Annotated in this window: 12 protein-coding genes; 2 read left to right on the forward strand and 10 right to left on the reverse strand. The window is 40.2% G+C overall.

The window, feature by feature from the left end; translation table 11 throughout:
• Positions 1-107: 107 nt before the first annotated feature.
• Entirely contained in the window at positions 108-956 is an 849-nt protein-coding gene (locus tag J9537_RS15560) for an RNA polymerase sigma factor (RefSeq protein WP_070509433.1), read from the forward strand.
• Positions 953-1,645: a DUF2461 domain-containing protein gene (locus J9537_RS15565; RefSeq protein ID WP_070509434.1), complete on the forward strand. Its 693-nt coding sequence runs from the start codon at positions 953-955 to the stop codon at positions 1,643-1,645. The genes J9537_RS15560 and J9537_RS15565 overlap by 4 nt, the downstream gene beginning before the upstream one ends.
• Before the next feature lie 50 nt (positions 1,646-1,695).
• Here J9537_RS15565 and J9537_RS15570 read toward each other — a convergent pair whose 3' ends face one another.
• The 10 genes from J9537_RS15570 to glpO all read right to left on the reverse strand — a co-directional run bounded on the left by J9537_RS15570 (position 1,696) and on the right by glpO (position 12,845).
• On the reverse strand, positions 1,696-3,270 hold the full coding sequence (locus J9537_RS15570; protein ID WP_083284977.1) for a C39 family peptidase: 1,575 nt from the start codon (positions 3,268-3,270) through the stop codon (positions 1,696-1,698).
• A gap of 228 nt (positions 3,271-3,498) precedes the next feature.
• The gene (locus J9537_RS15575; RefSeq protein WP_245001347.1) at positions 3,499-4,710 is read right to left on the reverse strand and encodes an MFS transporter; all 1,212 of its coding nucleotides are present in this window, start codon (positions 4,708-4,710) and stop codon (positions 3,499-3,501) included.
• Between the two features lies 1 nt (position 4,711).
• The gene (locus J9537_RS15580) at positions 4,712-5,884 is read right to left on the reverse strand and encodes a M20 metallopeptidase family protein (protein ID WP_070509435.1); all 1,173 of its coding nucleotides are present in this window, start codon (positions 5,882-5,884) and stop codon (positions 4,712-4,714) included.
• 159 nt (positions 5,885-6,043) lie between these two features.
• Positions 6,044-6,412, reverse strand: coding sequence for a dihydroxyacetone kinase phosphoryl donor subunit DhaM (dhaM, locus tag J9537_RS15585; protein WP_070509436.1), 369 nt, complete (start codon positions 6,410-6,412; stop codon positions 6,044-6,046).
• Positions 6,405-6,983: a dihydroxyacetone kinase subunit DhaL gene (gene dhaL / locus J9537_RS15590; protein ID WP_070509437.1), complete on the reverse strand. Its 579-nt coding sequence runs from the start codon at positions 6,981-6,983 to the stop codon at positions 6,405-6,407. Before dhaL ends, dhaM begins: the two co-directional genes overlap by 8 nt.
• Before the next feature lie 95 nt (positions 6,984-7,078).
• Positions 7,079-8,062, reverse strand: coding sequence for a dihydroxyacetone kinase subunit DhaK (gene dhaK, locus J9537_RS15595; RefSeq protein WP_070509438.1), 984 nt, complete (start codon positions 8,060-8,062; stop codon positions 7,079-7,081).
• A 32-nt stretch (positions 8,063-8,094) separates the two neighbouring features.
• Positions 8,095-8,628, reverse strand: coding sequence for a GNAT family N-acetyltransferase (locus tag J9537_RS15600; RefSeq protein WP_070509439.1), 534 nt, complete (start codon positions 8,626-8,628; stop codon positions 8,095-8,097).
• A 61-nt stretch (positions 8,629-8,689) separates the two neighbouring features.
• Positions 8,690-9,412, reverse strand: a complete 723-nt coding sequence (locus J9537_RS15605) for an MIP/aquaporin family protein (RefSeq protein WP_070509440.1) — start codon at positions 9,410-9,412, stop codon at positions 8,690-8,692.
• 93 nt (positions 9,413-9,505) lie between these two features.
• Positions 9,506-11,014 carry a glycerol kinase GlpK gene (gene glpK, locus J9537_RS15610; protein ID WP_070509441.1) on the reverse strand — a complete coding sequence of 503 codons (1,509 nt, stop codon included), beginning with the start codon at positions 11,012-11,014 and terminating at the stop codon, positions 9,506-9,508.
• A 25-nt stretch (positions 11,015-11,039) separates the two neighbouring features.
• Positions 11,040-12,845 carry a type 1 glycerol-3-phosphate oxidase gene (gene glpO / locus J9537_RS15615; RefSeq protein ID WP_218257653.1) on the reverse strand — a complete coding sequence of 602 codons (1,806 nt, stop codon included), beginning with the start codon at positions 12,843-12,845 and terminating at the stop codon, positions 11,040-11,042.
• Positions 12,846-13,003: the final 158 nt, after the last annotated feature.

The following is a 13,003-nucleotide window of genomic DNA, read 5'->3' on the forward strand; positions in this document are numbered from 1 at the left end:
ATTATTCATAGCAAGAAAAGGAAAAATCTGACAAAATAGAAGAAAGCAGGACAATTTATGTCACACTTATCCTCTTCGTTTGTCTAATGGGTTAAAGGAGGGAAATAATGGAAAACGATCAAGAAAGACTACTCGTTGAAGCCTCATTGGCAGGAAATTCCGATGCTTTAGCAGAATTATTAGCTTCAGTTAAAGACAGTGTATTCAATCTTTCTTTAAGGATGTTGGGAAATGTTTTTGATGCTGAGGATGCAACGCAAGAAATTCTGCTTAAGGCAATGACAAACCTATCTTCTTTTAAGCAATATAGCCGCTTTAGCACCTGGGTTTATCGAATTGCCATCAATTATCTGATAAATAATCAAAAAAATCGGTCCTTTAAAGAAAAACTGACCTTTAATCTTATGGCGGAAGATCTAGAACAGTCGATTCCAGTAACTGATGAGAATTATTTCGGCTTAGAAGAAGACGAGCTTGCTGAGGAATTGAAACTTTCCTGCACAAATATTATGTTGCAGTGCTTAAGTCCTCAAGATCGCTGTGTTTTTATTTTGGGAACGATGTTTAAAATGAATAGTCAGCTAGCCGGTGGCTTATTAAAAATGACACCGGAAGCCTATCGAAAGAAGCTATCTCGCACACGAAAACGAATGGGAAGTTTTTTGAGTGCTCATTGTGGAGTAGCTGGTGGCAGCTGTGAGTGTAAAAAGAGAATCCCCTTTGCTATTCAACAAAAGCGACTCAACCCTTCCCAGCTCGATTATTCTTCTTTAAAAAAATCAAAGCTAGGAACAATTTTTCATCAAAAACAAAATATGGAATTTTTAGATGAGCAAACCCTTCTATTTGAAACCTTGTCTCACTATCAATCTACTTTTGATCCTCAACAGTTTCTCAAAGAACTGCTTGGATCACAACAATTATCGGAACTAACCCAGGAGGATGGACTTTTATGACCTATAAAAAAATCTTTAACTACTTATCTGAACTAGAGAAAAACAACAACCGTGAATGGTTCCACGAAACAAAGCAAGCTAGGATGGAAGCGACTGAAGCGTTCAATCAATTGATAGACAGCCTCTCTCAAAGTCTTCACGAAAAAGATCCTGACAGTCCTTTGATACCAGCAAAAAATTTAACTTTCAAGCTTAATCGCGATACACGCTTTAGTCATGATAAATCACCTTATAATCCTGTTTTTCGTGCTCATATCGGACCAAACGGAAAACTACCGATCCCCTGTGGTTACTTCATTTTCTTGAAACCAAACAATCAGTCTTTTTTAGGCGGAGGATTATTTGCGGATATGTTTTCTGACGCTACAGAGTGTATTCGTCAAGCTTTAATTGAACACGAAGCTCAATTTTTCTCGATTATTGAAAAGCCGGCCTTCAAACAATACTATCAGGTGAAAGGAAATCAATTAAAGCGAATCCCGCGGGGCTATGAAGATTATGCTAACACCTCTATTGGAGACTATTTGAAATATAAAAGTATGTACTTAGAACTACCCATTAGTGATGAAGAAATCCTTTCTGCCGATGATTTTGTTACAGAGACCACAGAGAAGTTTCTATTAATGAAAGAATTCAATCAATTTTTGAATACTGCGCTTCAAGACTTCCGTTTTCCCGAACGTAAATAAAATAAAACAGCCAACCCTTTGACAAAGCGGTTGGCTGTTTTCCTCACTGCTTATCTTACAACAACAGCGGATCTTCTTAAATTGTAGCTAGCTTCAAATTTACTAGCGGATACCCAGTATTTGCCAGCATTTGGATCGGAGATATGATACGTATTGTTCGACTCATTGAAGCCATCCAGGGTTACGACGTGGGCATTGTCAATCCCTGTTCCCCACCAGTACTTACCATAGACTGGCTTCGCATAGTTTCCTGTTACATAGACAACAACTGGGTTCCCCTTACGGAGTTCATCCTTTAATGTTTCGACAGAACAGCCGGAAATATCCGCGACCTTCCCATATTTATTCCCCCATTGTGCCAACGGTTTTGCATAAATTGAATGATAGATATTGGGCTTGATCACATCAGGGCGTCCCGAAAAGCCATTGTTAGGATTGTTATTTGGCGACATAGGCATTTCCTTAATAAAGCTCTTCAAATTGTATTTCTTAGCATAGCCTTTATTTTGTAAGGCCTGCAATAATGATGCGGCTTCGCAGCCCATCGGATAACCGGCACTATTTTGATTGATGTATGGAGCATTCAGCAAGGCATAGGAAGCGACACTTTGTGATCCGCCAAGAGTGTACCAAGAAATTCCTTCGTTACGCCAACCTCTTTTAATTAAATCGTTTCGTTCACTTAGAAGCATCGTGTAATGGTGGGAACCCGCGCCCCGTGCATTTGGATTGAAAACACGATACATCGGTTGTCCCGTTTTTGGTGTTTTCCAGGCGATTCCCTCATAACGCCAGCCGTGCTTCTTCAGATTATCTCTTTCTTTAGCTGTTAAGGTGTAGAAATGTTCGCCAGAATTAGGGTTATATAAGCGATAAAGATCATTTCCAGTTCCATTCACATACATACTGATTCCCTCATTGCGCCAACCAAGTCGAACCAAATAATCACGCTCACCCGCGTTCATAGTATGGAGATGCTCCCCAGAGTTTGGATTATACACACGATAAATGGCGACTCTGGCAGCCGCTTTAGTTGTTTCCGCTCTGCTAACTGCAGCTGAAGAAGATTGCGTCACTGCTTTAGCCGCAGAAGAGGCAGTCTGCTTTTCTACGGGTTGGCTAGATTGAACAGTTGTAGTCTCTTTTTGTTCTTCTACTAGTGCATTTGAGGACACGGTTGTTTCCGTCTGCACTTCTTCAGCACTGTTATCTGTCGTTTCAATCTCTTTTTCAGGTTCTGGTTCTTCTACGGTAACGTTTTCTGTTTCGTCATTCTTTTGTTCAATTGAATGATTTCCCATATTATCGTTTGAAGTAGGAGCTATTCCAGGAGTATCTAGCTCAACAGCGTCATTTTCAGCCTGTTCGATGACTCCATCTGTATCAGTTTCTTCAGGATTTGGCGTCGTTGCTTGATTTGACTCATTAGCTTCAATCTCATTGGCCTCTGTGCTGATCGGTTCTTCTGGAACAGCTTGCTGAGTGGATACAGCTTCAATCTCATCGGCATAGACATCATTTTTATCGATCCCAATACCAACAGCACCTAAAATCCCTAAGAAAACAATTGGTGCGATTAACCAATTCTTACCTTTTTTGTACATTTTAAAGCGCTTCTTTTCCATTCATTTTCCCCCTACCAAAATTCAAATCAATGCAACTTTTCCTCTATCTACATAAAATAAATATTATTTATTATCACAAGTGTATTTTATCAAATTATTAAACAATAATACAAATAATTATTATTAAGTTTTACAGATGCCATAAGTCTCTCTTTATTTACAACATTCAACAAATGAACATTAAAAAAGCCATCAGAAAAATAACTGATGACTCTAAAAATTTAAATTTTAGCGTTCTAACTCTCCAATTATTTCTTTCTCACTGTTTGATTGGATAGCAAGAGAAACGAAGCCAGCTAAAACAAAAACTAAAGCAATGAAGGTGAAGGCTCCTTCATAAGAACCACTAGTATTAACTAATGCCCCAATAATCATTGGTGCAAAAAATCCACCTGAAACGCCTATTGCATTAATAATGGCATATTTTGTAGAAACTTCTCGTTCTGCAAATAATTTTACAGGCAAACTCATCAATGTCGCAAAACCGACACTAGCAGCAGCTACTGCAATCGCTAAAAAGAGCATACTCAGAATTAGTGACTGACTTTTTGAAAGCAGAAAAGACACTAATCCTCCTGCAATCGAAGCAACTAAGATCACTTGTTTTTCTCGGTTCTTAAAATAGCGACTAACTGCAGATCCGGCAAATATTGCGCTAATCATCATAACAAGGCCAATTAACGCAGTCATCATCGCCATATTATTCATGCTTAATTGAAATTCATCCACTAAGTACGAGGCAATCCATCCTGTCATCCCGTAAACGGCGGCATTGATGAAAAAGGCAGCAAATACCATGACCCATACATTTCGATCTTTGATCATCTTGATAAAAGAAACATTCGACTGATTAGCCGTAACAAGAGGCACGCCGGCTGTCTTTGGGATTCCACGTACCATGATCAATCCAATGACCAAGACAATGCTACCATAAATAAAGTAGGTCATTTTCCAGCCGACAAAAGTTAACAAGGGAGCGACGAGTAAAGGCCCTACAATCCCTGCGAAACCAGAAGAAGCAATCATCGATGACTGAACAGCTCCCCGTTTGGCCGGTTCTACTTCTTTCGTTACAAATCCGCTAACAGCTGACGGATAGCCTGCATGGGCAAATGATCCGGCAATAAAACGGATAAACAGCAGATAAAATAAGGAAAAGCCAAAACCTAAACAAATCATCAAAGTACCAATTAGTAAAATCGCAAAAATCATGACTTTACGAGTACCTAAACGATTGCCCAAAAAACCAAAGGGTATTTGAAATAAGGTATAACCTAGAAAAAAGGCACTCAAAACCAGCCCTTTTTGCCCAGCATTCATTCCTAAATCTTGTGCGATGGGAATAATTGATAGGCTGATAATATTTTTATCGAGATAGACACAAGTATAGCCTAGAAATATTAAAAGCAAAGAGCGATTTATTTTATTTTTTTCCATCATTTTATGCACCTTCGAGAAAAGCCAAAGCAGCTTCTACATAGACATTTGCGCCAAACTCCAAAATATTTTCATCTAAAACGATTTTAGGATTATGCAGCATCAGTTCTGTATCAGCCGCGGTGATAAATAATGTGGTTGTTGGGATTCGATGACTGATTTCACCAAAGTCTTCACTTCCCATCATAGGGACTGCCAGTGGTGCTTGTTGAAGAATGTTTGAAGGAAAGACTTTTTCTAACCTAGTTTTTACCGTGGCTGTCACGTCTTGATCTACTTCGTTACTGCAGCAGCCATTCGTAAAATCAACCGTGACCTGTGCCCCAAATGCCTGTCCGATCGCCGCTGAAATTTCAACCATTCGTTTTTTGATCTGTTGACGAACTTCTTCTTTTATGGTGCGTAATGTTCCTTTCATATAGGCGGAGTTTGGTATTACATTCGATGAACCAGGTGTTCCTCCGACAAACTCACCAATCGTAAGAACAAAGCGTTCTGCTGAACTTATTTCACGTGCTGAAAGGGTTTGTAGGGCATCATAGATTTTAGTAGCAACATTGATTGGATCAATGGATACTTCTGGCATCGAGCCGTGGCTACCAACTCCTGCTACTTTAATTTCAAACCAATCTGCACTCGCCATGAATGTTCCAACTGGCGCAACCAACACATTTTTTACTGGTAAATTCTTAAACGGAAAAACATGGATCATCGCACCGGCGTTAACTTTAGGATTGTCTAATAAGCCATCCTCTAAACAATCCTTTGCCCCTTGAAGGATCTCCTCCCCTGGTTGAAAAAGTAATTTTACTGTCCCCTTCAACTCCATTTCTCGCTCCTTCAATATTTTCGCAGCACCTAAGAGCATCGTTGTATGCATGTCGTGTCCGCAGGCATGCATCGCGCCATTTCTTGACCGGAAAGATAAGTCCGTGTCTTCCATTAATGGTAGCGCATCCATATCCGCCCGTAATAAAAAAACGTTCTCTCCTTGACCGATCGTACAAGTGATGCCCATTTTTCCGCAGGCTTTTGGTTCATAGCCATATTCAACCAATTTTTGCCAGACAAAGTTTTTAGTAATGGGAAGTGCCATTCCAACCTCTGGATTTTGGTGTAGATGTCGCCGAATACTAATTAATTCTTCTAGTAATTTTGTTTCTTTAATGATTTCCATTTCTATTCCCCCTTTTGGAAAAATCATAGCATATTCCAAAAGCGAATATTTTCTTTTTTTTGATGTCAAATCATCAAAAAAACAATAGTTTCTTCTTACTTAGTTATTTTATAAAAAAAGAGAAGTCAGTTTTTCTGACTTCTCTACGTATTTTGGATTTTATTTTATTTTTAATTCCGCCAATTGTTTTTCTATTTCTTCCTCGGCAGCATCTGCCGCTAATAAAGCACATGCCGTATATGCACTTTCGACTAAAGCTGTATCAAAGAGAGTAACTTTTTTATCCGTCATCTCAATAGCCATTTCTAAGTTCATCTTTGCGCTGCCAAGATCGTAAAAGGCTAACAATTGGTCAGCTGTATTCTCCTCGATGGCTTGAGAAATTCGTTCCATTGAAGTTCCAATACCGCCGTCTTCTAGGCCGCCAGCAGTTGTTACAGGAACGTTTTTGGCTACTTCGCCAATGAGACGTTTTAACCCTTCAGGAATTTCTTTTGTGTGAGAAACCAATAGAACACCTCTACTCACTGAAAACACCTGCCTCAATCATAGATTCGAAGAAATAGGCTGATGACATCGCACCTGGATCAATGTGTCCAATCGAACGTTCACCGACATAAGATGCTCGTCCCTTTGTTGCTTTGATATTTTTTGTTTTCTCTACTAAAATTTCAATTGTTGCCGGGTTCAATGTACCGTTATTTAAATTTTCTACTGCAGGAACCCATAAATCTAACATAGTCTTTTCTCCAACAGTCGAATTTCCTCGTTTTTCTATTCCGGCGATAGCCGCTTTAAGTAAAAGCTCTGGATCACTTGTATCTTTGCTGGCTTTCATCATTTCCATCATAGCTGTGCCGTAAAGAGGGCCTGATGCTCCACCAACTTTGCTGATCAACGCCATGGCAGCTGCTTTGAAAATATCCGGCAGCTCTCCCGATAGATCTGCTGCCATTACAGCGTCCATCCCGCGAGCCATGTTATTTCCATGGTCGCCATCGCCGATCGGTGTGTCTAGTTCACTCAAATAATCCTTTTTAATTTGAATCTTTTCATTGAATAATTCTAATGTCTTGCGCAAATTTTCTGGTGTAAACATGATGAACCTCCTAATTCGTACTAGTTACTCTGTTCATTTTTGCCAATATTATTGGGTCTTTATCAGCCGGCTAGACAGATAGTGTGATCGATTCTTTACCAAGCGATTGTATGAACGGGTTCATTCAACAAACGTAGGCGTTCGTCGTCTAATTTGATCATTGTAATAGAGGCACCTGCCATCTCAAGAGAAGTCATATAGTTGCCGACTTTGTTAAACGTAAGCTCAATCCCTTCTTCGGAGAGAATCTTCTTCGCATCATTGAACAGGATAAATAACTCCATCAATGGTGTAGCACCCATTCCGTTTACAAATAATCCATAGCTGTCGCCTGCCTGCCAGTTGAATTCTGCTTTTAGCTTGCTGATAATTTCCTTCGCAATATCATAAGAATCTTTGATTTTTTCCCGACGATAGCCTGGTTCACCGTGGATTCCTACCCCGAACTCCATCTCATCGTCTGCTAGCACGAAACCTGGTTTACCAACCTCTGGAACAGTTGCACCAGATAAAGCAATTCCGACTGTTTTTATGTCTTTAACAAGCTCTTTTCCGTAGCTTGCTAGCTCGGATACTGATTTTCCTTCACGTGCCATACTGCCTATAATTTTATGAACCAAGACTGTTCCAGCAACGCCGCGACGTCCTTGAGTATACGTGCTGTCTTCAACGGCGATATCATCATCAACCAAGATAGAATCTACCTCGATATCATCCATTTCAGCCAAATCTTTTGCCATATCAAAGTTCATAACATCGCCTGAATAATTCTTTACGATCATTAATGTCCCTTTTCCTTTATCTGTTGCCTTGATTGCTTCATGAATCTGATCTGGTGTTGGTGAGGTAAAGACTTGACCACAAACCGCCGCACTTAACATCCCATCTCCTACAAAGCCTGCATGAGAAGGCTCATGACCGCTTCCACCACCGCTGACTAATGCGACTTGATCATAATCGTCGCTTCTGGCAACAACTAAGGTTTCTGGAACTTGCTTGACATAATCTGGATACGCACCAACCAAACCACTGACCATTTCTTCCACGACATTTTTCGGATCATTGATTATTTTTTTCACTTGCTTTTCCTCCTTGGTTTAAGGTGTTTCCTTTATAAAACGCCATCTTCTTTAAGCAATCCATAAACAAGTGTATCCTGCCATATAGGTTTTCCTTCTTCGGTTCTATTAAAGAAGATATTTTTTCTTAAATGTCCTTCTTTTTTAAATCCCAACTTTTCTAATAGCTTCCAGGAAGCTTGATTTTCCGGATGACACTCCGCAAATACACGATGTGCTCCTTGGTTGAAAACTTGATTGATTATCCCTAAACTCGCTTCGTAACCATAACCTTGATGCTGATAGTCAGAATGAAAAACAAAACCAATCTCCCAGCTTCCTTCTAAGACTTCTTCAAGGTAAATATTCCCGATTACCTTGTTTTTTAAGCATACCGCCCAGAATTGATCCGATTCGCTATGACTTTTTGCGATTTCTATGCTTTGTTGCTTATTAATCGGTTCATAAGGTTCATATTTTACAACACGTGGATCTGACAGATACTCCAACAAATCACGCCAATCACTGGGCACAAATTTTCTAATGATCAGTCGTTGTGTTTTTATCGTTTTCTCCGTCCCTTTCATGAAAAATTGTTCAAAAAATAAACATGTTAGGGTAATAGAAAACCTCTATTACCCTCAAAAATTACATTGGTAAAATCATAAACAATAATGCAGCTAAAATACCACCAATAATCGGACCAACAACAGGGACCCAAGAGTACCCCCAATCCGATTCTCCTTTATTTGGAATTGGCAAAAAGGCATGCGCAATCCGCGGACCTAAGTCTCGAGCTGGATTGATAGCATATCCAGTCGTTCCACCTAAAGAAAGTCCAATAACTAAAATCAAAATACCAACAGCGATTGGATTCAACCCATCGCCAAATTTGCTCATGCCAAAAGCTAGCAGCGCAAATACTAGTATAAACGTTCCGATAATTTCGCTAATTAAGTTGGCGCCTAAACTGCGAATGGCTGGCCCAGTTGAGAACACACCTAAAATAGTCGCTTGATCTTTCGTTTCTTTCCAGTGTGGATAGTAATGAATGTATACTAACACTGCTCCGATAATTGCACCGACCATTTGCCCTAAGATATAAGGAACAACCATTTCCCAGCCAATTTTTCCAGCAATGGCCATTCCAATCGTCACTGCGGGATTCAAATGGGCAAAGGACATATAGCCAGCCGCGTAAGCACCTATTGTAACTGCGGCCCCCCAGCCTAGAGTGATCGCAATCCATCCTGCACCTTCAGCTTTTGTTTTACGTAAACTTACACCAGCCACGACGCCATCACCTAATAAAACCAAAACCATTGTTCCAATAATTTCACCGATTACCTGCGTTGACATACTCGTGTCCATAAACTCATCCCCTTATTTTTTGTTCCTATAACAGCTGTACAACTATATTTTCTCTCTTAAATATCTGTCGCGTTGTACAGCTGATTTAGTTACTTATTTTTCTTTTGGTTGATGTTTATATTGCATCGTTGCTTGAACGGCTTCTTGCCAGCCTTCGTAAAGGTCATCCGTTATCTCTTTATCCATCACTGGTTCATAGCGTTGACCTTCTGAAGCGAATTTTTTGATATCATCAATATCTTCCCAATAGCCGACAGCTAGACCTGCTAAATAGGCAACCCCTAAAGCGGTGGTTTCTAAGTAAGGCGCCCGTTCTACTGGAGTCTGTAAGATATCTGCTTGGAATTGCAGGAGTAGATCGTTTTTCGAAGCGCCCCCATCTACACGCAATAATTTAATGTCTGTACCAGAATCCTTATTCATTGTTTTTACAACATCTGCTGTTTGGTATGCTAAAGATTCTAATGTGGCACGAATAAAATGCTCTTTTGTTGTTCCGCGAGTCAAGCCAAAGATCGCCCCGCGAGCCTGTTGATCCCAATATGGTGCTCCAAGACCAGTAAAGGCAGGAACAACGTAAACATTTTCACTGCTGTCTACACGTTTCGCATAATCTTCTGATTGCGGTGCTTTTTGGAACATCCGCAACCCGTCACGCAGCCATTGAATGGCAGAACCGGCAACGAATACACTTCCTTCTAGTGCATAGGTTACCTTGCCATCAATCCCATATCCAATTGTCGTTAATAATCCGCTTTCAGAAAGGATTGGTTCTTCTCCAGTATTCATGACGATAAAGGCACCTGTTCCATAAGTATTCTTCACCATGCCTTTATCAAAGGCTAATTGTCCGACTAATGCTGCCTGTTGGTCCCCTGCCATACCAGCAATTGGAACTTTATTTCCATAGAAATGGTAATCTGCTGTGTAGCCATAAATTTCTGAATTGGATTTTACCTCTGGTAGAATTTCTTTTGGAATATCCAAAAGATCTAGAATTTCTTGATCCCATTTCAAATCATAAATGTTGTACATCATCGTGCGGCTAGCATTGGTATAGTCAGATACATGCACTTCTCCACCCGTTAATTTCCAGACAAGCCAAGTGTCGATTGTTCCGAATAACAGTTCGCCATTTTTTGCCCGCTCGCGAGATCCTTCGACATGGTCTAAAATCCATTTTACTTTTGTTGCTGAAAAATAAGAATCAATCAATAAGCCGGTTTTCTTTTGAATCATTTCTGAATGGCCTTGTTCCTTCAAGTCATCCGCAATATCACTCGTCTGTTTCGATTGCCACACGATGGCATTATAAATTGGATGGCCTGTTTCTTTCTCCCAAATGACCGTTGTTTCACGCTGGTTGGTGATCCCGATTCCTTCGATTTGATCGGGTTTCAACCCACCTTCAATTAGTGAACCTGCAATAACCGATTGGACCGAGTTCCAAATCTCATTTGCATCATGTTCTACCCAGCCAGGTTTTGGAAAATGCTGCGTAAACTCTTTCTGTGAAGAACTTACCTCTTTCCCTGCTTTGTCGAAAACGATTGCCCTGCTTGACGTTGTTCCTTGATCGATTGACATGATATAAGACTCCATGTTCCCACTCCTTTTTATATAATATTTAGTGCTTTTTTAAATCCGTTAATTGAGTTTCCTTGATTTGCTGCTCCAATTCTGCTTGGTAGGCCTCTTTTGTTGCCGATGACCATTCGAAATAGTCCGCCATAGCTTCAACAACAGCATCCTTGATTTCCATCAATCGATGACTGATGAACAGCATATAGTTTGTTCGACGCAATAAGTAATCGACCGGTGTCAGTGTCATCTCCGCTTCCATTGCATAACGCAAGGACATTGACTCTGCCAATGAAAGACCGTCAAAGGTTCCTTCATCCTTCAGTGCAAACACTTTTTCTGTATTTGACCCATAAAGCTCAGCCAAAAACTTAGCTTCTTCAGCATTCAAGCCGATACCCGCACCCTTTTTCGCAATATTTTCCAGCTCTTCATCCACATTTTTCGGATCGATTTCGCCACCAGAAACTGGATACTTTTCAGAATCAACTAATTGAAAAGCATCGTCTGCCAAAAGTGAAATAATTTTTTTCATTGCTCCAGTAGCCATCAATCGATAATCCGTCAACTTCCCGCCAGATAAAATCAATAGTCCATCTTTGGCGATGGTCAAGTCGCTGCCGCGAGAGACGGCTGAAGGATTGTCTTTTGGTTCTTCTTTGGCGGCATCTGTAATCGTTTTTTCTACTTCCGGACGAGACTGTTTTCCGTTAGTATAATCTTCCGCCGCTCGGATGATTTTTTCAAAATTCTCATCGCTGATTTTTTCCTTCACCGTTCCATTATAATCACCGCCAGCGTCACTAATTAAAGGCCGGAGTCCTGCCCACGACGCCTCGATATCTTCAATGGTTAAGTTTGCCTCAGGGTAGCGCCGATTGACAATTTTTAACAAATAATCGACATCTTCTTGCTCTACTGTTGGATGATTGAAATCGCCTTGGTAATCCGTATCTGTAGTTCCAAAATAAGTTTTGCTTTCTCTAGGAATTACAAAAACCATCCGACCATCATTTTCCCCTGTATCAAAATAAGTTGGTTGAGGCACTTTGAGTTTTTCACCGTCTACAACTAAATGCACACCCTTTGTTGGTCGCATATGCGGCTTATGATCAATTTCCTTATCTAACTGATTTACAAAATCTGACCATGGCCCAGCAGTATTGATTACTAGCTTACTGTTGATGGTGATGGCTTGATTGCTCAGTAGATCGTTCGCCTTCACACCAGAAACTTTTCCTTGTTCATCGTGGAGTATATCCTCGACCTTTAATCGACTAACAGCAATTGCTCCATCCTCAACGGCACGTTTGATGTTCTCAATAACTAAGCGAGCATCATTATTCCGATAATCTAAATAAACGCCGCCTCCTAATAAGCCATTCGACTCAAGCTGTGGTTCTCTTTTTAAAATTTCTTCTTTACTCAACATATAGTTGGCGTACTTGCCGCCAGTGATTCCTGCTAAGTGATCATAAAGGTCCATCGCTACTTTTACAGAAAATAAATTAAAGGTAGACCCCGGTTCATCATAGATTGGTAAAATCATTGGATCCGCTTTCGGAATATGCGGTGCCACTCCTTGAATAATTGCACGTTCACTTACCGTATCCGCCACTACCTCGACATCAAAGGTTTTAAGATAACGCAATCCTCCGTGCACGAGTTTTGTCGAACGAGAAGATGTTCCTTCTGCAAAGTCCTGCATCTCTACTAATGCGACGGATAGTCCAGAAGCTGCTGCTTGCAAAGCAACACCTGCTCCAGTGATTCCGCCACCAATGATTACCAGATCAAATGTTTGATCGCTTAAATTTTGAATCATTTTCGATCGCTCTTGAAAAGAAAACATGAATTTACACCTCCAAATAAAATGAATTTATAGATGAACTCTGATGTCACCATCCCCTTCTAAAAAAGCGAAATGTTTTATATTTCAAACTTACAAAATCAGTGTATCATAACGAAAAACGCTTTCAAAAAATTTAGATTGTAAATTATTGCTCAATT

The organism is Enterococcus raffinosus, from assembly GCF_019175485.1.
GTDB classification, from domain to species: Bacteria; Bacillota; Bacilli; order Lactobacillales; family Enterococcaceae; genus Enterococcus_A; species Enterococcus_A raffinosus.

Coding starts and splice junctions, on each gene's coding strand:
- J9537_RS15560 (WP_070509433.1), top strand. CDS start 108: ATGGAAAACGATCAAGAAAGACTACTCGTTGAAGCCTCATTGGCAGGA.
- J9537_RS15565 (WP_070509434.1), top strand. CDS start 953: ATGACCTATAAAAAAATCTTTAACTACTTATCTGAACTAGAGAAAAAC.
- J9537_RS15570 (WP_083284977.1), bottom strand. CDS start 3,270: ATGGAAAAGAAGCGCTTTAAAATGTACAAAAAAGGTAAGAATTGGTTA.
- J9537_RS15575 (WP_245001347.1), bottom strand. CDS start 4,710: ATGATGGAAAAAAATAAAATAAATCGCTCTTTGCTTTTAATATTTCTA.
- J9537_RS15580 (WP_070509435.1), bottom strand. CDS start 5,884: ATGGAAATCATTAAAGAAACAAAATTACTAGAAGAATTAATTAGTATT.
- dhaL (WP_070509437.1), bottom strand. CDS start 6,983: ATGTTTACACCAGAAAATTTGCGCAAGACATTAGAATTATTCAATGAA.
- J9537_RS15600 (WP_070509439.1), bottom strand. CDS start 8,628: ATGAAAGGGACGGAGAAAACGATAAAAACACAACGACTGATCATTAGA.
- J9537_RS15605 (WP_070509440.1), bottom strand. CDS start 9,412: ATGGACACGAGTATGTCAACGCAGGTAATCGGTGAAATTATTGGAACA.
- glpK (WP_070509441.1), bottom strand. CDS start 11,014: ATGGAGTCTTATATCATGTCAATCGATCAAGGAACAACGTCAAGCAGG.
- glpO (WP_218257653.1), bottom strand. CDS start 12,845: ATGTTTTCTTTTCAAGAGCGATCGAAAATGATTCAAAATTTAAGCGAT.